Genomic DNA, 26,118 nt, shown 5'->3' with positions numbered 1-26,118 from the left:
CGACGTGATGTTTTTTCTGCTCGCAACGTTCATGCTCGCGTCGCTCGCCATGCAGCGGCTCGATGCCGTGAAGGTGAATCTGCCCTCGGGTCGCGCGCAGCGGATGTCCGTGGATGGACCGCCGACCGTGAGTATCGACCGCGGCAACGCGATCTTCGTCAATCGTGAAGCGGTTCGTCCCGACCAAGTGGAGGCGGCGATCAGGCGCGCGCTGCGTCCGGACCACGACGTGATCATTGCCGCCGATGACGCCGCCGGCCACGGCGTAGTAGTGCAGGCAATGCTCGCCGCCCGACGCGCCGGCGCCGAGCATTTTCTGGTTGCAGTTCGTCGTGAATAGCGCGACGCGGCATCTGATCGACGCGGGCGACAACCGGCGGGTGGAAGTCATCGTTGCCGCCGTGCTCGGCACAATCGCGTGGGGGCTTTTTCTCGTCGCAATGGGGCGCGGTCTGCTTGCAATGCCGGTCCCCGAACCAAAGCCGGAACCGCCGTTGCAGATGAGCATTGTCGATCTGCCGGATCCGGCGCCGACGCAGCCAGCCGCGATGCCGGGCTCGCCGTCGACCGTCGCGCGGACACAAGAAGCGTCGCCGCCGAAGCAGCAGTCGGTCAAACCCGCGCGAACCGACCCGCCGCCCGCTCGCACGCCGATGGCCGCGCGACCCTTCGCGCCAAAAACGCACACCCCTGCAGCATCAGCCGCACCCGACGCCGCACCTGCGGCCGCAACCGTCTCGCGCACTGAAAACGCGACGGCCGATGCGCACCCGTCATCGCCAGATTCCCGCGATACCGCCGTGGATCCGAAAACCACCGACCCAGCAGCCGACGAGTCGACGCGCGGCGACTCACCAGCGCGCGCGATAGCCCAACCGCTGCCCGCCGTACCCGACGACTTGCGCGAGCAAGCGTACCGGACAGTTGCGATCGCGTATCTCGTGATTCATACGGATGGCTCCGTCGCCGTGGAACTCGTGAAGCCCACGCCCTATCCGCGTCTGAATCAGATTCTCGTCGAGACGCTGCGAGGCTGGCGTTTCGCTCCCGCGCTGCACAACGGACACCCGGCCGAAACGCAGCAGGACGTGCGGGTTCACTTCAACGTCAGCTGATGAGCACGGGCGGTCGCCGCTCGGACAGCGCGTGATGAACGAGCAAGGGCTCGCAAAATCGATCATCGTGGACACGATCGCGCATTTCCTGCGCGAAGCGGGCGTGAGCGAATCCACGCAAGGTGGCGCGGCACCGGTTGATCGGCCCGGATAGCAAGACCCGGTTGGATATGTCCGGCACGTATCGCGATCGAACCGATCAGGCCGCGCAACCCGCTACCGGCCACCTCGCGGCTGCCTGCAACGATCGACTAGAGGTCTGGCGACCGCCCGCCGCCGTTCACTTCGTGCTCGCCGGCGCCTCGATCATCTTCCAGCCATTGCCGGCGGGGTCCCGGAAGCCGGCATCGACGCTGCCGTAGCGATCGACCGGCTCCTGCGTGAATTCCACGCCGCGCGCCTTCAGTTGCTCGTAGCTCGCGCGGCAGTCGGCGACCGACAGCACCAGAGGCGGCATCGCCCCCTTCGCGACGATCGCGCGCAGTGTTTGCGCGGTGGCTTCATCGTGTATCGGCGGGCCCGGTGTGAAAAGGCCAAGCTGGAACGACGGTTGATCCGGATGCTGGACCGTCAGCCACCGGTAGGACCCGTTGCGCACGTCCGTGTGGACGCGAAAGCCGAGTTTATCGACGTAGAAAGCAAGCGCCTCGTCCTGATTGTCGACATACACGCCGACCACATTGACACCCTGATTCATCACTCCTCCTTCGTTGACGACTTCGATCGTTTCGATGGCTCGACTGTATCGCCGGCGGCGCGGCGGCGCTTCTCCAAAACTGCGATCGTGAGGTCGGGACGTTGCGCCGCTTTCAGCACGCAGGCTGGCACGCGCTCGGGTTGCGAAGGATCCGCTCGCACATCGACACGCATCTGGCCCGGGCTGCGGCCGGTGATGTCGCGAAAGATGCGCCCGAACGTACCGAGGCTTCCCCATCCGGTCGCGAACGCGATCTCGGTGATGCCGAGCTCGGTGTCGCGCAACAGCGTGGTGGCCTGCTCGATACGCCGTGTCAGCAGATAGCGGTGCGGTGGAACGCCGAAGGCCCGCTTGAACGAGCGCGCGAAATGCGCTTCGGACACGCCGCTGACTTCGGCGAGGCGCCGTACCGGCCAGGCCTCCTGCGACGCCGCGTCCATGCGGTCTTTGGCACGCAGCAGCCGGCGCAGCAACGCCGGGTCCTCCAGCGCGCCGGCGGTGGTCTGCGACGGGGAAACCTGAAGAGAACGATCCTGGCGGCGGGGCATGAGTTCGGATGGGCGGCGCAAACGGTAAGCCGTTAGTTTAAGCGCGCCGCACGCGGCGGCCTCGGGGTGCGCCCGCGCGGCACCCCGACCGTGCCGCGCCACCATCCGCGTCACGCCGCCGGCTGACTCTTGCCGTAGGTGAGCCGGCCGTTTTTCGACAACAGCACGGCGACCGGCCGCGTCATTTCGAATTCGGAAAAGATGATTGTCATGCTGACCGTGATCGGTACAGCGAGAAATGCGCCGGGCACGCCCCATAGCGCCGACCACACCGCCATGCTGGCGAGAATCGCAAACGGACTCAGGTTCAGCGAGTTGCCCATCAGGTACGGATCGAGAATATTGCCGATCACGAAGTGAATCGCACTGAGCGACACCAGCACGATCAGTATCGAATTGACGTCGCCGAATTGCAGCATCGTCATCAGCACGGGCAACACCACCGCGAGCACCGAGCCGATATACGGCACGTAGTTCAGCAGCGCGGTCAGCACCGCCCACAGCCCGGCGAACTCGAGGCCGACGCTGCGCATCGCACCCCAACACACCGCGCCGAGCAGCACGCCGAGAAACGTTTTCAACGCGAGGTACGCGCCGATGCGGCGGTTGATGTCGGTGACGACCGCGCGGATCCGCGCGGCGTTACTCGAATTCGCCGACATATTCGCGAGCTTCTCGCCGAACGTGCCCCGCTCGACGAGCAGGAAGGCCGCATACAGCACCACGACGAAGATGTCGATGATGAGCGACGACAGCGACGTGAGCATGCCCGTCACGATCGCCTGAATGTTGATCTGCGCGAGCATGTTCCGCCGCAACGAATCCCACGTGGGCTCGCTTTCCAGATGGAGCAGTATGGAGATCTTGTGGGTCATTGCGAGCAACGAGTCCTGGTAGCGCGGCGCGAGCGCGACCAGCGCGTCGTAGTTCTCGACGAGCATGTCGACCGCGAAGAATATGCCGGCGGCAATCAGGAAGATCGACAACCCGTAACGCAATTGCGTCGGCAGCCGTTGGCCGATGACCGGAATGCGTTGCAGCAGGCGCGTGAAATCGACGACCACATAGACCGCGATGATGCCGAACACGATTGGAACGAAAACCGCGCGTCCGATAAAGAGCACCCAGCCCACAATCAGAAGCAGCACCACCACGCATACGGACGCCTGCAATCTGTCGGTCATCTGTCAGTGCTCCATTGATCCACAAACAAATTCGCCCCAGAACCGATCTTCGCACATAACGATGACAGCCCAAACAAAACGCGACAGATCGGTCCGACGGCCCCTTACACGCGAGCGAACGCCCCTTCAACACCGTTTTCGCACGCACGTCAAAGCAAGACTGGGACGACCTGCGATGACACCGAAGTCACTTCAAAGTGAACTCGAAGCTGCTTCGAGCACCTCGACGAGTCCGTTGCTCAATTTCGGACACCCCGAAACGCGCCAACAGAAAGTCGCAAATCGCCGTGATTCAACGAGTCCGCTCGCGATACCATCTGCTACGCTCATTTGAAAGGTTTCAACGGTCTGACGTAATCCGACGCGCGGGCATCCGCCACGCGCCGCTCGTGAATTGCCGTCATCCATGCAGCGAAGTGGGCGCCGCCGATCTTGCGTGGATCGCGGCGCGTCGATCCGTGCGAGATTCGTCCGATACCCGCGCGTGATCTCTGCTGCGCGTATCCCTCTTAACAACGGCACGGAGCACGAGATGCTGGAACGGCTGGGAGCACGATTCGTCGCAATAGGCCTCGTCCTGACTTTCGCCGGTTGCGGCGGCGGCGGGGGCGGTTCGAACCCGAGCGGCACAGGCTCGAACGGCGCCGCAGGCACACCGGCGTCGAACCCCGCGCCCGCGTCGAGTCCCGCGCCGGCATCGGGCGCCTCCGACGCGAGCGGCACCACGCCGAAGCTTGCCGCCGCGACGCCGATCCTCGACGGCACCACGCTCGGCGACACCCACTGGCCCGCAGGCGTGACCGCGACCGGCGGGACCGGCCAGCCGGTCAGCGGCTTGAACTGCACGCTGCGCAGCACCGCCTACACCTACGCGCATCTGTCGATTTACCAGAACGGCAAGCTGCTCACACTGCCTGCGAATGTCGGCATGGTCGAGCCGACCATGACCGCGCCGACCGGCTGCGCGTATCCGATCCATACGGTCGACGCCAGCGGCAAGATCCATATGGATACGACGAGCGGCGCGGCCTATACGCTGGGTCAGTTCTTCGCGATCTGGGGCCAGACGCTGAGCGCATCGAATGTCGCCGGTGTGACCGGCTCACCGGTTGCAATCTATGTGAACGACGACGGCGCGCTCACGCAATACACCGGCGACCCCGCGAGCCTCGTGCTGAAGCCGCACACGGAAATCACCGTGATGATCGGCACCCCGGTCACGCAAGTGCCCACCTATACGTGGACCGATCCGCCGCCATTCAACCCCAACCCGATCACGCTCGCCTATGGCGGCGTGGTCGGCGCCACCGGCGCCTGGCCGAACGGCAGCACGGCAGCGGGCGGCAAAGGCTCGCCGGTCGACGGGATGACCTGCGCGCCGGACATGTCGGTGCTGTACCACGTGCATGCACATCTCGCGATCATCAAGGACGGGCAGTGGCTTGCGTTGCCGATGCAGGTCGGCATTCTGTCGCAGTGCACGTATGAGATGCATACGCACGACCAGACCGGCATCATCCATATCGAAGCGCCGAACCTCAAGACCTACACGCTCGGCGACTTTTTCGACATTTGGGGCGAGCCGCTGACGAACACGAACGTCGCGGGGATCACGGGCAATGTCGTCGCGTATATCAACGACAACGGCGATTCGCGCCGCTACATGGGCGACATACGCAACATCGAACTGACGTCGCTGCGCGATATCACGCTGCAGATCGGCACGCCGCCGGTGAGCACGCTGGCCACCTATTCGTGGTACGAGCCGCAGTGACGGACAAGGCGTTGACCTGCGCGGCGTGACGGTTGCAACCGGGCACGCCGGCAGGCCGAAAGACATCGATGGTGACGCGCAACCGGGCAAGCCGGCCCGCACGGGAAGGTGGCGCTCAGGGGCACTTGCCGGCACGTCAGCGCTGCATGCCTGAATGACTGGTGCCGCGAGCCCTCCTCGGTACGATCCCGCTCACGGGTTTCGGCGCCGCGTTCGCGACCAGAATCAGCGCCGCGCCCGCCAGACCGCTCGACACATGCTTGAGCGCATGACCGGCGATCACATGATGGGTCAGCTCCCACACCTGCCAGTCGAGGCTTTCGAAAATCTTCGCGACCCCGTAGAAGACGATCACGAGCATCCATGCAAGCACGCGATCCACCCTGCGCGTGAGCGTCATCACGATGATGAACGCAAGGCCGCCGAACTGCAGGATCGCGTAGGGCCACAGGCTGTTGAACGCGAGCCAGTAGCCGACCGTCGCGGGCGACACGACGGCCATGATCAGCAATGGCGGCCAGCCGACACGCTGGCCGTTCTTCGACGTCCACAGCATCGCGAGTATGCCGGCGAACACGATCGTCATCGGCAGACGATCCCAGACGAGCGTCGCGTCGGTCGGCGCGACGTGATAGTAAGCGGAGCCGAATGCCGTTAGCACCAGCCCGAACCCGGCGACCACCATCCCGGGGAATTGCGGCGGTTGATCCGACGCATGCCGCCGCACCCAGTCCAGACACAGCAAGCCCGCGATCAGGATGACGACGTTCGACAGCACGTCCGACGCGTTATGCAGTGAGCCCAACGAGCGTTCATCGGCGAAGTGGTGATAGGACGCCGGCTGTGCAAGCGGCCACAACAGTTGCAACACCGTGCCCACCACGAAAAGCATGACACTGCCCAGCAGCAAGCGGGAAATCTTCACGTTATTCGACTCCGAAATGGGCGCAGCGCTGGGACACTCGATCACAATCGACGCGGCGCCGATCGACGGGCGTGCCGGGTAAGCGCCGTCCCAACTCGCGCTGCCTGCCCCTATCCGCCGCCTGCCCCTATCATCTGACAAAGCGGGTTTGCGCAACAAGGACCGATGGGGGGCACCACTGGCCGCCCGGCCATAGTATTCTCCTTACGCAATGCAAAGTGCGCGCGAAACAGCGAGTAAAAGACATGGTTGCAAAGCTGCAAGGCCCCGCCGAGCAGTGACGACGCGACGTCTTCACTACGTTTCGATCAAAACCAGCAGGGTCGCCGTGACCCAAAGGACCCGTTGGACCTCATGCAAGCGCAGAAACATCGCCCGCTCCACCGGCCACCTCGATGGCTGCGCGCGGCGCCCGCGCTCGTGCTGTGCGCGAGCCTGCTGGGCGGTTGTGCATTGCCGCCGCTCGAAAACCGCACAGAGTCGCATGCATTGACGCCCGAGCTGGCCGCCAGTACCGATCTCGGCCGCGCGGTTGCTCCCGAGCTTGCCTCCCACGCGGGCCTCGCGGGCATCTATCCGCTGGCGGATGCGCACGTCGCGTTCGCCACGCGCATGGATCTGATCCGGTCGGCGCAGCGCACGCTCGATATCCAGTACTACATCTGGCGCAATGATCTGACCGGCACGCTGCTGCTCGAACAGATCCACGAGGCGGCGGACCGCGGTGTGCGGGTGCGGCTGCTGCTCGACGATCTGGGCACGCCCTCTTCGCTCGATCCGACGCTCGCGGCGCTCGACGCGCATCCGAATATCGAGGTGCGTCTGTTCAACCCGTTCCTGGTGCGCAACCCGAAATTCGTCGGCTTCCTGACGGATTTTCCGCGCGCGAACCGGCGCATGCACAACAAGTCGTTGACCGCCGACAGCACCGCGACGATTCTCGGCGGCCGCAACATCGGCGACGAGTACTTCGATGCCACTGACGGCGTCGTGTTTGCCGACCTCGACGTGCTGGCCGTGGGCCCGGCCGCAGCGGATGTCGCGCGAGACTTCGACCGTTACTGGGCAAGCGCGTCGGCCTATCCGGTCGAGCGGATTCTGCCGCACGAGAGCGTCGACCAGTTAGCCGTACTAGACCGCAAGGCCGCCGCGATCGCCGCGGACCCGGCGGCCGCCGCCTATAAAGAGGCGTTACGCGACCCGCACGTCGTGCAGAGATTGCTCGACGATACGCTGCGGTTCGACTGGGCCAAAACGCAAATGATCAGCGACGATCCCGCGAAAGGCCTGAACAACGCGCCGCCGGAAGCGCTGATTGCTCATCAGATGCGCGAAGTGCTGGGCGACCCGACGGAAGAAATCGATCTCGTGTCGCCGTATTTCGTGCCGGCACGCACCGGCACCCAGTACCTGACCGGACTCGCCGCGAAAGGCGTCGACGTGCGGGTACTGACGAACGCGCTCGAGGCGACGGACGTCGCCGCGGTTCACTCCGGCTATATGAAGCGACGCGTCGAACTGCTGAAGAACGGCGTGCACCTGTACGAATTGCGGCGCCTGGCGGGCACGCCCGACAAAAAAGAGCAGTCACCGGGTCCGTTCGGCAGTTCGGGCTCCAGCCTGCATGCGAAGACGTTTGTCGTCGACTACCAACGCGTGTTCGTCGGCTCTTTCAATTTCGACCCGCGTTCGGCGCATCTGAATACCGAGCTTGGCCTCGTGATCGACAGCCCGCAGCTTGCAACCCAGGTCGACCGGCAATTCCTCGCGTTGCTGCCCAAGGTCGCTTACACGGTGCGGCTCGACGACAACGGCAAGCTCTACTGGATCGAGCACAACGGCGACGTGGAAGTCCGCCACGACACCGAACCCAATACGACGTGGTACGGCCGGCTCGGCGTGTGGATGTTGTCGATTCTTCCGATCGAATCGCTGCTGTAACGGCCGCGCGAAAAAGCCAGCTCGTGCTATGCCCGGCTCCCTGTTCCTTGCTGTTTCAAGAGGGGCGCTCCGTTGCCGGGAACGTCAGAAACGCCGCAAGTCGCGATCGCGCAACGGATCGGGCGTGCGCGACACTTCACGCAACACGCCGCTAGTGTCGAACGAGAAGTTGAACAGCAAAGGTGTGATGTTGTTCTCCGTATAACGATACGACCACACTTCGCGTTGCGTGCGGCGGAAGAACGCCGTCTCGGCAGGCCGGCCGAAGTTCACCAGTACGTCGTTGCGCGTCCAGGTGCCGATTTGCGCGCGATTGAATTCGCTTAGCTGCAATAGCTGACGTACGCTCACGATCTTGCCGGAAGCGTCGATATCGGCGGCGACGGTTGTCGAACCCATCGGCTGGGTCGGCCACATGAGCCGGCGGCCGCCGTTGGGCAGTTCATAGACTTCGCGTGGCGGACCCATCCGGGCGATGATCGCCGACTGATCCTGACCGGCCTGAAACTGTTGCCACGGCTGCGCACAACCTGAAACCATCAGTGCCATCGCACAGGTGAGCGCCGCGCGACGCCAACTGATGGATGCACGCGCGATTCGCACGGTGGGATCGGGAATGTTGGCGAGGCGCGTGAACATGGGTTCCTCCCATTGCGTTCAACGACGGGTAGCTTCGATATCTGTGACAGGGTGGCGTCGGGATGTGAGCGCCGTGCTCGCCGCTCGCGTTCGGGACGCGCGCGTTTGCGACGCTTACGTTGCGTCGATGCGCATACATGCGCGGGCGGGTCATCGCAACGCCGCATTGACCTCGCATTGACGCTCACATTGATGCGGCGTTGATGCGAGATACATACCAGCTTGCCGCCACCGGCTACAGGCAAGGCGCCCACTCTCGGATGGCGGCCATCGGTGACGCGTTGCTTAGCCGATGACTTTCGCGCGCAGCCGCGCGTGCTCTTCATCGGATATCGAGCCGGACGCCTTCAGGCGATCGAGTTTTTCGAGTTCGTCGGCGACGCTAAACCCCACCACGCTACGCAGATCTTCCCGCATCTGTTTCGCGCGCGCCTGATCGCGCTCCGCCATGCCGCGATGCTGCGTGAGGAGGTACGCGAAGATCCCGATATACGGGAGGATGATAAGAAAAATCACCCAAAGAACCTTGCCCCAGCCCGACACATCATGACGGCGGAACAGGTCGCCCGAAACCGTAATGAGCAGCCAGAACCACAAGATGAACATGAAGATCGAAAAGAGATCGGCCAGGAAGTTCGTGAATGTGAAACCATCATTAAAGAAAAGCATCCTTGTTCTCCAGTCATTCCGGTTGCAATTGAACGGCTTATTCGATTTCGAACTAACGGTTGCTCGCTATGGACGGCTCCTGCAATCGGCCTGGCAGCGCTGAAAACTACCATGAAAGCGTGGCAATTGCGCACGCGCATGCATGGGTTGTATTAAAGCCGCGGCTGGACTTCAGACGGCTCGCATAAAACCCCGAGTTGTCTTTTCAGCGCGCGTATCATCTTTTCTCCGGTACGTTGCCCGATGCAAACTTTTGATACCGACCTTTTTAATCCTTATATCGTAATTCCGCACAATAACGCGAGGACTTTTTTGGGGGGTCCACTGCGCCTGCCATAGAGATTCAAGTCCACGTTGCCGGCAATGTCAATTCATTCCATAGGTGAGCGCAACGGATCATCCGTTTTTTCTCGGACAACTGAAAGGGATTGCAAAGAATCGGCGCTTCTCAGGCGGGATGCGGAGAAGGCGATCACCGCAGGGCAATGTAGTGGCAAACGGGCCGGGCGGTGGTCCGTATCGGCCTGCGCCGCAGATGTCAATTTCGGTGGACGCGGCGCGCTGCGCATTTCCGGCGCGCGGAGGCTGGACTAGCCTCGCGCAATTTCAGCCCGTGCTTTGGCAGCACCACCTCGCACGACGCTTGTGCGCCCCCAGGAGGCGAGGCCAACGGCTACCGACGTGGTCGATGGGCCATCACCGCTGCCCGACATATTCGACCGGCAACGCAGGTCGATCGGAGTGCCCGAAGGTTGATCTTCCCATTACACGCAATTGGAGGCCCTAAACACAAACGCTTCGGCAGGCACCGCAGACGGATCGACCACTTCGATCGCGACGTCCGTGAGCGCCTCGTCTGACGCAAATGCGTTGAGCCATAGCCGAGCCAGCCGCGGCAACACATGTTGTTCGATAAAACCGATCAGCAAACGCGCGCCTGTTTCCTGCACGAGGCACCGTTCGACGATGTAGTCGACCACCTCTGGAGCGTACGTCAACTGGACCTGATTGTTTTCCGCCATACGCGAAATCACCCGGTTCAGGTGAAGGCGCACGATTTCGGCCAGAGAATCCTGCCCCAACGGGCGATATGGTACGACTGTCACTCGGCCGAGAAACGCAGCGGGAAACGCCTTCAGCAATTCGGGAGTGAGCGCGGACCGCAGCCCGTCGATCTCAGGCGCGAGCACCGGATCGGCATACAAGCTCGCGGTCAGATCGGCACCGACGTTGCTCGTCATCAGAATAGTGGTGTTGCGGAAGTCGATATAGCGCCCATCCCCGTCTTCCATGTAGCCTTTATCGAGTACCTGGTAGAACATTTCATGGACGTCGCCGTGCGCCTTCTCGATCTCATCAAGTAACACGACCGAATAAGGACGTCGGCGTACCGCTTCGGTCAACACGCCGCCTTCGCCATAGCCGACATATCCGGGAGGCGCCCCCTTCAGTCCTGAGACCGTGTGCGCCTCCTGATACTCACTCATGTTAATCGTGATCAGGTTCTGCTCACCGCCATAAAGTGCCTCGGCGAGCGCAAGCGCTGTCTCGGTCTTGCCGACACCGGACGGCCCGGCAAGCAGAAACACGCCAAGCGGCTTGCGCGGATCCGCAAGGCCCGCGCGCGCGGTCTGCACACGCTCGGCGATCTGCTGTAGCGCATGGTACTGCCCAATCACCCGCGAACCCAGTGCAATGGGTAGTAACTGAACGGCACTCACTTCGTCGGTCACCATGCGTCCGACAGGAATGCCGGTCCAGTCCGAAATGATTTCCGCGACGATCGCTTCGTTGACCTCCGCGAATACAAGTGGCTCGTCCGTCTGCAGGCTCGATAACTTCTGCTCCAACTCGCGTAACTGTCCCATCGACATACCGGCGCGGTCGGATGCGCTGTGCTCGACGGACGCGCTCAGTGTATTGCGAGCGTCGGCCAGTGCCATCACCGTCTGCGTCTGCGCCTGCCATGCAACGTCGACAGCCAATTCCTCCGACTCAAGTGTGGCAATGCTCTTCTTGACCTCAGCAAGCGCGGCGCCGTCACCGAGGCCGATGCGCGCCTCGTTGCCCAGCAGCTCAGCCTCGACCCGCGCAGCCCGCAACCGTTCACGGATACCCTGCAGCTCACGCGGCGGTGCGTGTTGCGACAAGGCGACGCGCGCGCAAGCGGTGTCGAGCAAACTGATCGCTTTGTCCGGCAACTGACGCGACGGGATGTAGCGATGTGACAGTGTGACTGCCGCGCGAATCGCTTCATCGAGCACGACGACGCCATGATGGCTGCCGAGTGCGCCAGCGAGGCCCCGCACCATGTCAATGGCGGATGGTTCCTCGGGTTCCGCGATCTGTAGCACATGGAAACGGCGCGTGAGAGCCGGGTCTTTCTCGATATGACGCTTGTATTCGGCCCACGTCGTCGCGCCAATCGTGCGCAATGTGCCGCGCGCGAGCGCCGGCTTAAGCAGGTTGACCGCATCGCCCGTGCCGGCCTGACCGCCAGCACCGATCAGTGTATGGATCTCGTCGACGAACAGCACCACCGGAGTGGACGACTTCACCGCTTCTTCGAGCACGGACTTCAGTCGTGCCTCAAACTCGCCTTTCATGCTCGCGCCGGCAAGAAGCGCACCTACGTCGAGATTCAGCAGCCGAACCTCGGCTAGCTTCGGCGGCACTTCGCCGGCCGCAATCGCGAGCGCTAGCCCTTCGACGACTGCTGTCTTGCCCACGCCCGCATCGCCGGTGAGCAGCGGATTGTTCTGGCGCCGCCGCAGCAGCACGTCGATCATCGTGCGGATCTCGACTTCACGGCCGACAACCGGATCGATCTCGCCAGCTCGCGCCCGCGCGGTGAGGTCCACACAGAACTGCGCGAGCGCCGCGCCCTTCGTGGGCGCCGCCAGCGCCCCTGACGCCTCGCCCGGCACCGCAGAGGCGAAATCGCTCCGGTCGTACGGCGCGTCCTCCGCTTCTGGCGACCCGTCGATCCACGCTGGCAGCGCATCATGAAGCCCATCGGCCGGAATCTTGCCGAACGCCGGCGAGATGGACAACAGTACGCGCCGCAACTCTGGTGTCTCGACAAGCGCGACTATGAGCCACGCGCCACGAATCCGGCGCTCGCCGAACGCGAGCGTCGCAATCACCCACGCGCGCTCGATCGCCGCCTCCACGTGATGCGAAAAGTCTGTCAGCGCACTCGCGCCCGACGGCAACGCGGCCAGCGAGGTCTGCAGATCCCGCTCGAGCAGTTCGCGGCTAATACCGCAATGCCTGACGATACGGTGCAGATCGCTATCGGGCTGCATCATCAATTGATGTAGCCAGTGCACCAGCTCGATATACGGATTACCGCGTAGCTTCGAGAGCGCGGTAGCGGATTCAATGCTCCTGAAGAGCGTCGCGCCGAGCTTGCCGAACAGCGCATGGCGTGAAATGGACATAGGAGGTCACCCGTTGACTGGAGGTTATAGCTGGATGTCTAAGCGAACGAAACGCGGGCTCGTTTCGACATTCGACCTTGTGACCGGATGTTCCCGACAACTTGCATATCGCGTTGATCATGCGTCAAAGCATAGCCCGCCGAGTGCCGCATGTATTTGGGCCGTTGCCCATATTCCGGCTGAAACGTGCGAAGTACTATCCATCCCATAACGCATCCCGTCATAAGCCGGCCCGTCGTTTTCATGCGGGCAGTCTTCGCACTTCGTTTTCGCACTTCCCGCAGGAGAGTTCCCCGAGTGCACGCTCCATCGGCAGGTTTCTCACGCGCTCGTCGTATTCGCCGGGCGGCCCGATCATGACCGGATATCAGGCCCGGTGGGACAACTCGCCGGTCAAAGCCGGCGTGCTCAAGATGTCCGCAAGGACGATCCGGTCGATCGCGGCCGCGGGAGCCATCGGGTCGATCGGGTCGATCCCACGGCGGCCACCAGCTTCCCGAGGTGATCCGTCGAAGCGCATTGCGGCTGGCCGCGCGTTGCATGCAAGCGCAGGCAGCCGCACCGACGCGGGCCGCGCCGCCAGCAGCAATGCATCCCCGATTGCCAACCCTCAACCCTTGACCGATTCGCCCTTGAAGCTGACCGACGAAACGCCTAAGCCTTGCGAAGCCAACAGTCCCGCGCATCCCGCAAACGAGCCGGTGGCGGCGCCAATCGAACCCGTGCCCGCAAAGCCGGAAGACTGGAGCGACCTGATCGCGCTAGCGGGCGACGGTCATTGCACGCACACAGGTGATCTGCTGCAACGCGCGAGCGAACCCTCAGCGTCAGAAAACAAGCGGCGCGACAGCAGTTCGCTGTTCTGGCCGGCTCGAGCGAGCGAAACGAGCGCCCTCGAATCAAGCGGTTCTGAATCGGACCCACTGGCCACGCTCACGCTCGAATACCGTCAAGCGCTCCTGAGCCAGAAAAGCGGCAATATGCATATGCTGAAAACGGCAAGCGCGGACAGCAACGGCCCAGCGGGGCCGACGCAGCACGATCCGTTCGCCGAACTCGCGCCCCGCTCGCAGGCCGAATCGTCCGTGTTCGATCTGCTCACCCATGGCAGAAATGTCGACACGCTGCTGGATAGCCTCGACGCGTTCGGTTCCGGCCAAATCTTCCAAGCAGACGAACCGCACGAAATCCTGGCATTGCTTGCGCCCCGCGGCCTCGCGCCTCGCCGTCCGAGCCAGGCCGCGCAGCTTGCGCGCGAGGAACACCACCTGGTCAGTGTGGACAGCCATATGTCCGTGCCTGATTCCATCGAATATGAAGAAGCCGAGTGCCAAGATGAACACGACCGCTAATCCGCAAGCGTCGCACGCGCCAACGCTTCAATCGCTGCTCGAAACACAGACCTTTGGCGAACTGAAAGCGCAGACGATCGACAACGTGCGCAGATATCCGTCTAACATTCGCGAACGCTGGCTGCTGTTCGAACTGTTGTGCGTCGACGGTGAATGGGAACGCGCGCTACAGCAACTGCAGACGTGGGCCACGCTGGAACCCGAGGGTGCGTCCCGCGCGCATCTGTATCGCGGACTGATCCAGAGCGAGATATTCCGCACCGAGGTGTTCGCGGGTCAGCGCACGCCGGGCGAAATCGATCCACTGCCGGCGTGGGTGAAATCGTTGATCGAGGCCAACGCCAAGCTCGGCGAAGGCAACCTCGCCGCCGCCGACGAACTGCGTGGTGCCGCCTTCGGGAACACACCGACAACGCGCGGCGAGAGCACGCAGATCGGCGCATTCGAGTGGCTGGCCGACAGCGACAGCCGTCTTGGGCCAGTGTGCGAACTGGCCGTCGCGGGCGGCTACCGCTGGGTGCCGTTCGACGCAATGAAATCGCTCACACTAGGTCCTGTGACCGCGCTAACCGACCTGGTCTGGCGCTCGGTCATCGTGGCTCTGCGCAATGCAACCGTGCTGCGCGGCTATCTGCCGGTGCGGTACCCGGGTTCGGAAAGCGGTCCATCCGCAATCAGGCTCGCCCGTGAAACCGTGTGGCGGGACATCGGCGAAACGGGCGTAATCGCGCTCGGCCAGAAAACCTGGTGCACTAACGTGGGGGACTTCGGCCTGCTCGACGTCGGTGACTGCCACTTCATCCACGACGGGCAGGCATGAGTACGTCCGACATCCGGCATCGGCAGGCGTATCTGCCATCGTTGATCGACCGCCTGCTCGACGACGCGCCGCACCGGCAAACAGAGCATCCGGGCGCCTATGCGCCGAACGCCGAACGCATGCACCGCATTATCGAACGCGACCTGAGTCTGCTGCTCAACACGACCAGCCTCGACGATGAGCTCGATGAAACGCGGCATCAGGCAGTGGCCAGTTCGGTCGTCAATTACGGCATCGCCCCGCTGGCCGAGAGCTACCTCACCCATCGCAGTTGGGAGGGTGTCGAGAAAGTGGTCCGTGCCGCGATCGAGCGCTTCGAGCCTCGGCTGATATCTGACTCGCTGCGTTTGCGCCCGCTGCATGGCAACGACCCGGTCCGCTACAACCAGCTGGTATTCGAAATCGACGGGCTCATGCACTGGTCGCCCTATCCGCTCGAATTCCGCATTCAAAGCGCGTTCGACATCGAGACGAACCAAGTCACATTCGATGGGGACTTCCGCGGAGAGCGCTGACATGGATCCACAATTTCTCGAGTATTACAACACCGAACTGACCTACATGCGGGAGATGGCCGGCGAATTCGCCGCGCAGCACCCGAAGATTGCGCGGCGCCTCGGTATGGACGGCATAGAAGTGGCCGACCCCTACGTGGAACGCCTCATCGAGGCATTCTGCTTTACGTCGGCGCGCACGCAGATCAAACTCGATGCCGAATTTCCGCGCTTCACGCAGCGGCTGCTCGAAGTGGTCTATCCGAACTACGTCGCCCCCACGCCGTCTATTGCGGTCGCGCAGTTGCGGCCCAGCTTAAGCGCTGGAGATTTCGCGAAAGGCGTCCGAGTACCGCGTCATAGCATGCTGCGCTCGGCCATTCCACCTGGCGAGCAGACTGCGTGCGAATTCCGCAGCAGCCAGGACGTGACGCTGTGGCCAATCGAGATCGCCGAGGCGCGGCTCACCGCCGTGCCGCCAGATATCCCGAACACCGACCGTCATCTGCTTCCGCATCAGCAGTTACGCGGCGCACTGCGGCTGCGGCTGCGCACAACGGGCGAAATCAAGTTCAGCCAGATGAAGGATTTCGATCGGCTGCCGGTCTACCTCGGCGGAGACGAACGCATCGCCTCGCATCTGTTCGAGTTGATCCACGCCGGCAGCGTCGCTTCGGTGGTACGCAGGTATGGCGCACCGGACGGCGAAGGGCACGTAGTCGCGAAATCGCCGGTGGCGTTCGAGGGTCTGCGACCGGACCAGGGGTTGTTGCCGCTCACCTGGAATACGTTCCAGGGCCACAATCTGTTGCAGGAGTATTTCGCGTGCCGCCAGCGCTTCTACTTCGCCGCGCTCACGCAACTCGCTGCGGGCCTCGCGCGCGTCGACAGCAACGATGCCGAAGTCGTGTTGCTGCTCGACCGGCTGCCCGAAGAATTGGCCACGCACGTCGACGCATCGCGCTTCCTGCTGTTTTGCACGCCTGTCGTCAATCTGTTTCGCAAGCGCACCGACCGCGTCGAACTCAACCGTGCGCAGACCGACTTCCATTTGTTAGCCGACCGCACGCGGCCGCTCGACTACGAAATCTTCTCGGTATCTCGGGTGTTCGGCAAGAAGGCCGAAACGTCGCTCGAAGCCGAGTTCAATCCGCTGTATCAGACACTGCACAGCGACGTCGGCAACCACGGCCGCTACTTCTCGGTGCGCCGCGAACAGCGCGCGCTATCGGCCAACGCACGCAAATACGGCACCCGCACTCCGTACATCGGTACGGAAGTCTATGTGTCGCTGGTCGATCAGGCTGAAGCGCCTTATGCCGACGACATCCGTTACCTGTCGGTCGACGCGTGGGTCACGAACCGCGACTTGCCGCGTTTGATCCCGCGCAACGGCAGGACCGATTTCACGATGTCCGACTCGGTGCCGATCGAGGGCGTCGGCCTCGTGCATGCACCCAGCGCGCCGCGTGCGCCATATGCGAGCGGCGAAACGGCGTGGCGTCTGATCCGTCAGTTGAGCTTCAACTACATGCCGCTAGCCGAACTCGATCACGGCGACGGTGGCCAGGCGCTGCGCAACATGCTCGGCCTCTTCATCACGCCAGGCGAGCGCGAACAGGCGAGGCAGATCGAGGCACTCGTCGGCGCGCGAACCGAGCCGGTCGTGCGGCGTCTACCAGGCGATGGACTGCTCGTGTACGGGCGGGGCGTGCGCTGCGAACTGACCGTCGACGAAACCGGCTTCTCCGGTATCAGCCCGTACCTGTTCGGCCTCGTGCTCGAGCATTATCTCGCCCGTCATGTGTCGATCAACGTGTTCACCGAAACTGAACTCCGTTCGATGCAACGTGGCCTCATCACGCAGTGGCCGCCACGCATGGGCGGACGCGGAGCCGTGTAAATGGATTCGTCGAACATATCCGCTGGCAGCTCCGTCCCATCGGCAGTCGATCCGCAATCGCTCGGCACCCGGCTCAGCGCCTGGTTCGACCCGCATGCGCCGTGGCAATCCGGCTTCATCAGCGTGATGCGCGCAATCGCGGCACGCGCCCCGAACATGCCGTTGCCCGGTACCGCGCGGCTGCCTGGCGGCGAGCCATTCCGGATCGGCCAGCAACCGACGATGACATTCGCGCCGCGAGAGATCGCGTCGCTCGACATGCGCAACGGCCGCCTCGACGTACGTCTGTTCGGACTCGGCATTTGGGGACCGCAAGGGCCCCTGCCGTTGCACATGACCGAGCTCGCCTACAGTCGCGTCGAAAGCCATCAGGACCGCACGCTCGTTCACCTCGTCGACCTGTTCCACCACCGTGCGTTGTCACAGCTTTATCGCGCGTGGGCGTCGGCACAGGCCACTGCGTCGCTCGACCGACCCACCGACGAAACCTTCTCCTTCTATGTCGCGAGCCTGACCGGAGTCGACCCCGCCGAGGCGCGGCGCTCCTGTTTGCCAACGCACGCGCGTTATAGCGCGGCAGCCCACCTGGTGCGGGAGTCGCGCAATCCGTCCGGCATCGCCGCAACGCTGTCGCACTACTTCGGCGTACCCATGGTGGTTGAGGAATTCGTTCTGCACTGGATTCATCTGTCCGCATCGGAACACACGAAGCTCGCCATGCCTGGCCCGGCGGCGGTCATCGGCGAATGCGCTCAACTGGGCGAGACCATTCCCGACCGGCAGCACAAGTTCCGCCTCGTGGTGGGACCGCTCGACCTCGAACAGTATCTGCGACTTACGCCGCACGGCGAGGATCTGGCCACATTCGTCGAATGGGTACGGGCCTTCGTTGGCCACGAATACGCATGGGAGGTCAAGCTGCTGGTCCAGCCGCGCGCCGCACCGCCGGCCCGCGCCGGCGCGGCGCAGCGGCTCGGTTATTCGACGTGGCTCGGAGAGTCGATGAGCGAGCAGCCTGTCGTCGGCATGGTGTTCGAGCCCGAGCAATACAACGATCAGTCACGGAGTCCGCGCACATGAACGCCAATACGCCCGCCGCCTTGCTGCGCTACGCCGATTTGCTCGAACCGGTTGACGCCGACGCGCCCTGCGGCCCCGACCTCGAATACGATCCGGATTTCGTGATGCTGCTCGCCGCCGCCGCACCGCGCGCCGAGGCGCAGTACGGCGATTTCGTCGACGTTCCGGCGCCCGCGAATTGGGCCGAGATCGAACGCGATTGCCGCGCGCTGCTGCTGCGCACGAAGGACATCCGCCTCGCGATCATCCTGCTGCGCTGCCGGGTCCGGCTCGACGGCGCGGCTGGGCTTCGCGACGGGCTGGCATTTCTGAAGGCGATGTTCGAATGCTACGGCGAAGCACTCCATCCGCTGCCTGTGTTCGAAGGCGAACGCGATCCGGTGATGTACGCAAATGCGATCGCCGCAATCGCCGATACCAACGGTGTACTAGGCGACATGCGGGGTATCGCAATGCCGAGGGCCGCAGGTGTGAAGCTACATCTGCGCGATATCGAAAAAGCGTTTGCGATGCCTCGCCAGAAAGATGCGCTTGCGCCTGAATCCGTCGTCCGACTGCTTAAGGAATTGTCGGGCCGGCGCGATGCGACGATTGCGGCATTCGCCGAAGCACGCGGGTTGACCGAAAATATTGCTGCGTGGTGTAACGAAAAGCTCGGCGCCGACGCGCCCGATCTGGGTGCGCTGCACCGCGCGCTGCAGCCGTTTGCGCAACCGCAACTGGACGGCGGAGGCGCGGCAGTATCCGGAGCCGCGAGGCACGCGTCGGTGCACGACGATGACAGCGCGTCTGGCCAGCCGTCCGCCGCAAGTGCTACCACGCCTGCCGCCGCGCCAACTCTGATCACTGGCGTGGCGCCGCCATCGGAGATCCCGGCCGATCACCTATCTGCCATTGCCATCGCGCCGCCCGTAGACCGGTGGGGCGCGCTGGCGGCCATTCAGCAAACACGCATGTGGTTCGAGCAGAACGAACCGAGCAGCCCCGTCATAGTCCTGTTACGCCAGTCCGAACGGATGGTCGGCAAGCGCTTTTCGGAACTTGCCCAGATCATTCCGGCCGATCTGCTGGCTAAATGGGATGACATCGATACCTGAGCCAGCTCGGGCAACACTGCCCTCACTTCATGTCCCATCAATCCATACGGCACATCGGCTAACGCAACAAACTCCAATGAAAAGACTCGTCAAACTTCTCGTCCTCGCCAGCCTCGGGATTGCACGTTTTGCCTCTGCTGCGTGTCTCCAGTTGAGCCCGACCGATATGGACTGGATGCGCGATAACAATAACGTCGGGTATCTGCAGTTGCAGGCCAACGTGCTATTTCAGAATAGTTCCGTGTCTATCGATCCCGGACTTCCGGTCGGGTCGTTGATCGCCACGGGCGTATCCACTGCGCTTCCCGTGTCGACCTATTTCATGGCGTGCACGAACGGCGGCACGATGACAATGAATCTCGCCGGTGCCACGCCGTCCAGCATGCCGGGCGTCTACAACACCAATGTGCCCGGTGTCGGCTTCAAGCTGACTCACGTTAGCGGAACCGGCGCTGTGGTGGACTTTCCAATCGCGAGGCCGGTGCCGCCAGGCACGGGTGGTTCCAACCAGGTCGTGTACAGCTCTTTCAGCGCCGGGACGCACTTTCGCATTGAATTGTTCAAAACCGCGGATATCGCCAGCAATGTAAACGTTCAGTTTGGCCTCGTCGGTACCGCCCAAACCGACGGTGACGGTAAAACCGTTCTTACAGTCAACGGTAGCAGCATCAACATCAAGGTACTGCCTAGTTGCACGGTTAATACAAGCGCCCTAAACATCGACTTCGGCACATTCGGTCCAGCTGACGTGTCGGCGACGTCGGGCCCCACACAGCCGGTTCAGTTCACGGTGCTCTGTACGGGGCCAACGCCACCAGCATCGATTACTGCAGCACTGTCCGGCACGCCCGATCCAGACGACGGCACAATGCTGAAGAACACCGGCGCGACGAATCTCGCTATCCGCCTTAAAGATGTATCCAAGGGCACAGTCCTGAGGCCAAACGATCCAGCGAGCACCGTCGTCCAGACGCCAGGCGGGGGCATGCAATCGCCGTTCTCACTTGAGGCGACCGTCTTGCGCGTCGGAAGCGCGACGCCAACTGCGGGCAAGATTCAGGCGACCGCGACCCTCACCATGACTATTCTCTAATTCATTCGCGCACCGACGTAGACCCACAATTATCAGCATGAGCGCTTTATCCACCACATCGCCAGACTCGATCTTCGTGCAGATCGCAAGCTACCGCGATCCCCAACTGATCCCCACGCTGCTCGATTTGATCAACAAGGCGAAGAAGCCGGACTCGCTGCGCATCGCGATCTGCTGGCAGCATGCGCCTGACGAAACGCTCGGCGAATTCTGGCGGCAGGGCTTCGGCAAATGGCGTACGGAAGAAAGCAACGACTGGCCCATTCAGCATGTCAACTATCGGGGCGCGAAAGTCGAACTGATCGACGTACCGCACATGATGACGCAGGGCGCGTGCTGGGCACGAAACACACTCCAGCAACGCTACGGCGGAGAACGGTATACGCTGCAGCTCGATTCGCATCATCGCTTCGTCGAAGGATGGGACAGGCTCGTCATCGACATGCTCGAATCGCTGCGGGGCGAAAGCCCGAAGCCGCTGCTGACTGCCTATCTTCCATCGTTCGACCCAACGAACGACGCGGACTTGCGTGGCAATCCGCAGTTCCTATGCTTCGAACGCTTCGGTACGGAAGGCGTGGTGACGTTTCGCGGCAAAATCTTGCCGACAGCGGACACACCGGTTCGCGCGCGCTTTTATAGTGGACATTTCACGTTCGCTGATGGTCATTTTGCGGAGGCTGTCCAGCATGACCCAGACTATTTCTTTCTCGGCGAGGAAATCTCTATCGCCGTGCGAGCATTTACGCATGGCTACGACCTATACCATCCGCACTGCCCGATTGCCTGGCACGAGTACACGCGCGAGCATCGCGTGAAGATGTGGGACGATCACACCGATCAGGCAAAGCAAAGAGGAGAAATTGACGAACATTGGGGGGAGCGCAGCGCGCGCGCGTACCAGCGCAACCGTGCGCTACTCGGCGTCGATGGCGAACCGTACACGCAGCAGGATTTCGGCAAATACGGGCGGGGCACGGCGCGGACCTTGACCGAGTATGAGACGTACGCGGGCATCAGCTTCTCATGTCGGGGCGTGCACGAGGCTACGCTAAATCATGAACCACCGCCGCGGCCCGGCGCGCCGCGCCCCGACGAAGCATCGTGGAAAGCCTCGCTGCGGCGCGCGAATGACGTACGCGTGTGCCTGCATCGGAACACCGTCGACGAGCATGCGGCGTCCCCGGGCGCGGCGAACCTGCTGGGTTCCGCGATATCGGCCGTCGTCGTCGTTTATGACAGCACCGCGGCCAGTCTGCATCGCGAGGTAATCGAGGCCAGCCGCCTGTCCCAATACCGGACGAACGATTGGCTCGATTTTCATGTCATCTTCGTATCAGCTCTCGATCAGATCGCAGCCCGGTATGTCATCGAACTGTTTGACGATGTGGGCGATCTGTTGGCCCGGGTCGGGCACGCCATCGATGTTTGACGCTTCGTCACCTGCAAGATGTGGAAAGCGATCCGGCTTCGCGCGGCCAAGCGGATTGCACCATGTCATCGGATTCGGTGCATAGCGATATGGGCTGACGCCACCGTCAACGGTGCGGTCGGGGCTGATGTACCGACCGGCGTCCGGATCATAAAAACGCGTGCCGTTATGATGCAATCCCGTTTCTTCGTCTGCGTATTGACCGGCATAGCGAAGCGGCTGCGCGACGGTCCCGCTGCGCTCCCACTCGGGGGCGGCAACCTTGCCCCATGCACGATAGCGGGCACTCCACACGAGCTTGCCGGTTTCCTCGGTCAACGCGATTGCAGTTCCGACACCATCGGTATGGTAGTGATAGACCTTCGTATCCTTGATGCCGCCGTCGCTATCGAGTGTCTGGTCGACACAGGCAAGCGGCGCAAAACCCGTCAAACCGGCTGGCGCCGGCTGATACAGGTAGGTCCGAAGTGCGCCCGCACGCTGCTCCTGAATAAGCCTGCGTCCCTCCCAGACATACCGGGTGAGCTGGTCCTGCTCGGGCGTCCGCGACCGCCTCGGCGAACCGGTTTGGACGCGTTTCCCGATGCGCCGGCCCAATGCATCGTACTGATAGCGCACAGTGAGCCCCCTGCGATGTGCGGCGATTACCCGACCTTCCGCATCCCATTCGAGCGACAGCGCGTGATCGCGACCGGTCCTGTGCACCAGTTGACCGTACTCGTCGTATTGATAGCGATAGCCGCGGCACTCCGGGATCCGATGATCCGCGTAGATGGCAGGAAACCAGTTCCCACCGGGCGTATCGAGCAGATTGCTCGCGGCGTCCCATGTGAAGTATTCGATACCCACGTGATCCGACACGCGCCGCAGCAGGCAACCGCGCCGGTCGTAGTCGTACCAGGCGTGCTCTTCAACGGATCCGGAGGTTTTGATCAGCAAGTCACCAGGGCTATAGTCCACTTCGCGCCACAGGTGCATATCGCCCTCAGGCGGCGGCGCCGACGCGTCTGGCTCGCCGCGCATCGTCGCGCGCCACCGCTCGGGCCAGCCGAGCGGCGAATAGCCGACTTGCGTTTGCAGGCGACCCTGCGTGCATGTAACCAGACGCCGCATCAGGTCATACCCGAACCGCGCAATCTCGCGCTCGTCGAATTCGACGACCGCGGTCTCACCGGTCTCCAGGCGGCGGGTCCGTAGTTCCTGCCCCTGCGGCAACAGCATCGCGACAAGACCGCCGATGGCGTCGTACGTGTAACGCAGTTCGCCGTTCGCTCCTTGCTCCGCGATCAGACGGCCGCCCGCGTCGTACTCGAAGCGGATTTCATCGGCACCGATGCCGATCAGCTCCCCATCGCCGGTTGGCGTGCGGCTAATTGCTTCGAGACCTCCGCGAGAGCAATAGCGATACACGTAGCGGTTATGCTGCGTTTCCCGCTCGACAAGCCGTCCCGCCGCGTCATAAGCAAAGGTCTCACTACGCGCTTGCGCACCGGCTTTTGTCGTCACCCTGAAAATCTGGCCGGCATCCGTATGGTTGAACTCGCGCACGACACCGTCCGCGTCGGTGATCGACAGGCAGTGTCGCGCGCCCCATTCGAGCGTCTGGACGGCGCCGTTGCCACTTTCGATCCGCAATGGACGGCCATGCGCATCGTATTGCCGCGCGATGACATGGCCTTCCTCGTCGACCGCGCGCAGCACGTTGCCCCGCCGGTCGCGATACCAATGCCGGCTTTGGCCGCTGCTCCCGACAAATGAAATCCGTTGACCGGCGGCGTTCCACACATGCCGTTCCACCTGCCCGTCCGGACGCGTCACGCTGACCGGTCGACCAAGCCTGTCGCGCTCGATAAGCGTGACGGCGCCGAGCGCGTCGGTCATACGCACGACGCGGCCGCTGGCGTCGCGTTCGTAGTGCGTCGCACCGCCATCGGCCTCGGTGCGTTGGATCAATTGGCCCCACCTGTCGTGGACGCATGTGGTCGCGACACCGAGCGCATTGCTCGAGCGAGCCACGAAACCATTGGCGTCGTACTCGAAGCGCGTCATTGCACCGCCCGGCATCTGATAGTGCAAAGGTTGCAGACGACTGTTGCGCGCCCACATCCATATGCGGCCGTCACTGGTCATCACCGATACCGGCTCGCGCGACGCGAATGCGTACTCTGTAATCCGGGCGTTGCCAAGCGGATCGATTTCCCGCGCGACGCGTCCGAGCCAATCGTATTCAAGCTGGACCACGCGCTCGCCAGGCAGCCGCAGAGTTGTCGGTGCACCGCCATCCCGATAGTCGAAGCGATAGCGTCGTCCGTCGAAGTCCGTATGCGATCGCACCTGGCCGTATTCGTTGTACTGCCAGCCAGCGGAATGGCCGAATACGTCGATCGCCTGCGTGACCTTCCTATCGACGTCATAGGTGAACCGGTCACGTGCGCCCTCGGAGGTGGTGCGCTCAACCACGCGCGCGATGCCCCCGATCGTCCGCCATGCGTAGCGCGTGATCATGCCCAGAGCGCTGGTCTCCTCCACGATCCGGCCGCCCTGCCAGGCAAAGCGGCGAACGATTGCACCGATGCGATTGCGCACTTCCGTGAGTTCACCGTTCGGACTGTAGCCATATTGGACAAGCACGCCGCCCGGCCCATCACCGACGCACTCGATAGCGGTGAGGTGGGTGCCCGTTGCGGTCTCATAGTGCATCCGCAACTCCTGGCCGGCCGTATCGCGCATACGCAACAGACGCCCTTTGCGATCCCATATACATCCGACTCGCTGCCGGTGCAGATCCTCGATGTACTGGAGCCGCGCAGTCCCGCTTTCGTTGAAGTCACCGAAAACCCGGTAATGCGGCGTCAAGTCGGCGACGACGATGCGGCCGTCAGGCAAATGAGCGAAGTGTAGTTGCGCAGATGGTGCGATGGTCTGGGTGCCACGTTCGGGAAACGGCACGCTGACCGTGCTGCCATATTCGTCGGCATATATCAGTTCGCTGCCCACTTGGTGCAGCGTGACTTCCCAGCGGGTGCGCCAGCCGACGCCCAGCAGCCCGACCGATGCGCGAGCGCTCGAATAGTGACGGGACCAATCGAACGCGAGACGGCCGCGAAGCGTGAAGTCGATTTCGTCGGCGGGCAGACAGACCTTGCTGCCGGAAGTCACATCGACTGAACGGCACAAGACACCCGACAACGCGCGGCGCACGCGATATCGGTCGACCACGTCACCGAGCTGCTCGCAACGGTCGACCGCTTCGCCGCCGCGCGCCGATGGCAATACGACGCCTGGCAAGCTGACCAACTCGGCCCCTATCCCGGCAATACCAGTTTTCAATCCGTGATCCTTCCCGTCAGGAACCGATCAGCACGTCCGGCGAACCGGTGGTGATTGGCGCGCCGCACGAAGCGGTCCCGCCTACAAGAGCTGCTGGTACGTTGTTGATGAATACCGACGCCGAACCGGCAACTACGGCTTGTGCGGACGGATGCAGCGTGCACGATGCCGAGCTGATGCCGGTCAATGCGGCGGGTATTCCATTGATCGTCACTGACGGCGAACCAGTGACGATCGCACCGCCATGTCCGATTGCGTCCCCTTTGCGGGCGGCAGAAAACATAAGGAATGGTCTCCTCGTGAATACCGGGCCGTACGCTGGCGCGCCCGGCCGCTGTACGGCGTTGCGGAAGACTTGTTACAACTCGATGAACGACGGCGGCATCGACGGTATTGGCGTCGGCGTCGGTGTTGGCGTCGGCGTCGGTGTTGGCGTTGGCGTTGGCGTTGGCGTTGGCGTTGGCGTTGGCGTTGGCGTTGGCGTTGGCGTTGGCGTTGGCGTTGGCGTTGGCGTTGGTGTCGGTGTTGGTGTTGGTGTTGGTGTCGGTGTTGGTGTCGGTGTTGGTGTCGGTGTTGGTGTCG

The 26,118-nt window shown here is 62.9% G+C and carries 22 protein-coding genes; 13 read left to right on the top strand and 9 right to left on the bottom strand.

What is annotated here, in order from left to right; genetic code table 11:
* On the top strand, positions 1-340 hold a 340-nt coding region (locus tag VGH68_RS01470; RefSeq protein WP_331601728.1), incomplete at its 5' end, for a biopolymer transporter ExbD.
* Complete coding sequence (locus VGH68_RS01465) at positions 333-1,115, top strand: energy transducer TonB (protein ID WP_331601727.1); 783 nt, start codon at positions 333-335, stop codon at positions 1,113-1,115. The genes VGH68_RS01470 and VGH68_RS01465, both read left to right, overlap by 8 nt.
* A gap of 280 nt (positions 1,116-1,395) precedes the next feature.
* Here the strand turns inward: VGH68_RS01465 and VGH68_RS01460 are convergent, their stop codons facing one another.
* The 3 genes from VGH68_RS01460 to VGH68_RS01450 form a co-directional block, all read right to left on the bottom strand.
* A complete protein-coding gene (locus VGH68_RS01460) occupies positions 1,396-1,812 on the bottom strand; it encodes a VOC family protein (RefSeq protein WP_331601726.1) in 417 nt (138 codons plus the stop codon).
* Entirely contained in the window at positions 1,812-2,360 is a 549-nt protein-coding gene (locus VGH68_RS01455; protein ID WP_331601725.1) for an AraC family transcriptional regulator, read from the bottom strand. Before VGH68_RS01455 ends, VGH68_RS01460 begins: the two co-directional genes overlap by 1 nt.
* A 110-nt stretch (positions 2,361-2,470) precedes the next feature.
* Positions 2,471-3,544: an AI-2E family transporter gene (locus VGH68_RS01450; RefSeq protein ID WP_331601724.1), complete on the bottom strand. Its 1,074-nt coding sequence runs from the start codon at positions 3,542-3,544 to the stop codon at positions 2,471-2,473.
* A 532-nt stretch (positions 3,545-4,076) separates the two neighbouring features.
* On the opposite strand from VGH68_RS01450, the gene VGH68_RS01445 reads away from it, so the two are divergent.
* Positions 4,077-5,318, top strand: coding sequence for a hypothetical protein (locus VGH68_RS01445; protein WP_331601723.1), 1,242 nt, complete (start codon positions 4,077-4,079; stop codon positions 5,316-5,318).
* Positions 5,319-5,454: 136 nt separating this feature from the next.
* Here VGH68_RS01445 and VGH68_RS01440 read toward each other — a convergent pair whose 3' ends face one another.
* Positions 5,455-6,243: a hypothetical protein gene (locus VGH68_RS01440; RefSeq protein ID WP_331601722.1), complete on the bottom strand. Its 789-nt coding sequence runs from the start codon at positions 6,241-6,243 to the stop codon at positions 5,455-5,457.
* Between the two features lie 354 nt (positions 6,244-6,597).
* Here VGH68_RS01440 and VGH68_RS01435 point away from each other — a divergent pair, with 354 nt between their 5' ends.
* Positions 6,598-8,184, top strand: a complete 1,587-nt coding sequence (locus VGH68_RS01435; protein ID WP_331601721.1) for a phospholipase D family protein — start codon at positions 6,598-6,600, stop codon at positions 8,182-8,184.
* An 84-nt stretch (positions 8,185-8,268) separates the two neighbouring features.
* On the opposite strand, the gene VGH68_RS01430 is transcribed toward VGH68_RS01435, so the two are convergent.
* The 3 genes from VGH68_RS01430 to tssH all read right to left on the bottom strand — a co-directional run bounded on the left by VGH68_RS01430 (position 8,269) and on the right by tssH (position 12,935).
* Positions 8,269-8,733 carry a hypothetical protein gene (locus tag VGH68_RS01430; RefSeq protein ID WP_331601730.1) on the bottom strand — a complete coding sequence of 155 codons (465 nt, stop codon included), beginning with the start codon at positions 8,731-8,733 and terminating at the stop codon, positions 8,269-8,271.
* Positions 8,734-9,108: 375 nt separating this feature from the next.
* On the bottom strand, positions 9,109-9,429 hold the full coding sequence (locus VGH68_RS01425) for an SHOCT domain-containing protein (protein WP_331601729.1): 321 nt from the start codon (positions 9,427-9,429) through the stop codon (positions 9,109-9,111).
* An 827-nt stretch (positions 9,430-10,256) separates the two neighbouring features.
* Entirely contained in the window at positions 10,257-12,935 is a 2,679-nt protein-coding gene (tssH, locus tag VGH68_RS01420) for a type VI secretion system ATPase TssH (RefSeq protein WP_331601720.1), read from the bottom strand.
* 101 nt (positions 12,936-13,036) lie between these two features.
* Here tssH and VGH68_RS01415 point away from each other — a divergent pair, with 101 nt between their 5' ends.
* The 8 genes from VGH68_RS01415 to VGH68_RS01380 all read left to right on the top strand — a co-directional run bounded on the left by VGH68_RS01415 (position 13,037) and on the right by VGH68_RS01380 (position 22,206).
* Positions 13,037-14,287 carry a TagK domain-containing protein gene (locus VGH68_RS01415; protein WP_331601719.1) on the top strand — a complete coding sequence of 417 codons (1,251 nt, stop codon included), beginning with the start codon at positions 13,037-13,039 and terminating at the stop codon, positions 14,285-14,287.
* Positions 14,271-15,107 carry a type VI secretion system accessory protein TagJ gene (locus tag VGH68_RS01410; RefSeq protein ID WP_331601718.1) on the top strand — a complete coding sequence of 279 codons (837 nt, stop codon included), beginning with the start codon at positions 14,271-14,273 and terminating at the stop codon, positions 15,105-15,107. Before VGH68_RS01415 ends, VGH68_RS01410 begins: the two co-directional genes overlap by 17 nt.
* Entirely contained in the window at positions 15,104-15,622 is a 519-nt protein-coding gene (gene tssE, locus VGH68_RS01405; RefSeq protein WP_331601717.1) for a type VI secretion system baseplate subunit TssE, read from the top strand. Before VGH68_RS01410 ends, tssE begins: the two co-directional genes overlap by 4 nt.
* A gap of 1 nt (position 15,623) precedes the next feature.
* A complete protein-coding gene (gene tssF / locus VGH68_RS01400; RefSeq protein WP_331601716.1) occupies positions 15,624-17,504 on the top strand; it encodes a type VI secretion system baseplate subunit TssF in 1,881 nt (626 codons plus the stop codon).
* The gene (tssG, locus tag VGH68_RS01395) at positions 17,505-18,584 is read left to right on the top strand and encodes a type VI secretion system baseplate subunit TssG (RefSeq protein ID WP_331601715.1); all 1,080 of its coding nucleotides are present in this window, start codon (positions 17,505-17,507) and stop codon (positions 18,582-18,584) included.
* Positions 18,581-19,681: an ImpA family type VI secretion system protein gene (locus VGH68_RS01390; RefSeq protein ID WP_331601714.1), complete on the top strand. Its 1,101-nt coding sequence runs from the start codon at positions 18,581-18,583 to the stop codon at positions 19,679-19,681. The genes tssG and VGH68_RS01390 overlap by 4 nt, the downstream gene beginning before the upstream one ends.
* A gap of 76 nt (positions 19,682-19,757) precedes the next feature.
* Positions 19,758-20,774, top strand: coding sequence for a fimbrial protein (locus VGH68_RS01385; protein WP_331601713.1), 1,017 nt, complete (start codon positions 19,758-19,760; stop codon positions 20,772-20,774).
* Positions 20,775-20,811: 37 nt separating this feature from the next.
* Positions 20,812-22,206, top strand: a complete 1,395-nt coding sequence (locus VGH68_RS01380) for a GlcNAc-transferase family protein (RefSeq protein WP_331601712.1) — start codon at positions 20,812-20,814, stop codon at positions 22,204-22,206.
* Here VGH68_RS01380 and VGH68_RS01375 read toward each other — a convergent pair.
* Together VGH68_RS01375 and VGH68_RS01370 are read right to left on the bottom strand one after the other, a co-directional pair.
* Positions 22,111-25,536, bottom strand: a complete 3,426-nt coding sequence (locus VGH68_RS01375; protein WP_331601711.1) for an RHS repeat-associated core domain-containing protein — start codon at positions 25,534-25,536, stop codon at positions 22,111-22,113. The genes VGH68_RS01380 and VGH68_RS01375 overlap by 96 nt on opposite strands.
* 16 nt (positions 25,537-25,552) lie before the next feature.
* Positions 25,553-25,819, bottom strand: coding sequence for a PAAR domain-containing protein (locus tag VGH68_RS01370; protein WP_331601710.1), 267 nt, complete (start codon positions 25,817-25,819; stop codon positions 25,553-25,555).
* A 110-nt stretch (positions 25,820-25,929) separates the two neighbouring features.
* On the opposite strand from VGH68_RS01370, the gene VGH68_RS01365 reads away from it, so the two are divergent.
* A partial coding sequence (locus tag VGH68_RS01365; protein ID WP_331601709.1) for a hypothetical protein occupies positions 25,930-26,118 on the top strand: 189 nt, incomplete at its 3' end.

It is taken from the genome of Paraburkholderia sp., from assembly GCF_036488505.1.
GTDB lineage: Bacteria > Pseudomonadota > Gammaproteobacteria > Burkholderiales > Burkholderiaceae > Paraburkholderia.
The sequence above is the reverse complement of the archived record's forward strand: the minus strand, read 5'-3'. Positions and strand labels throughout refer to the sequence as shown.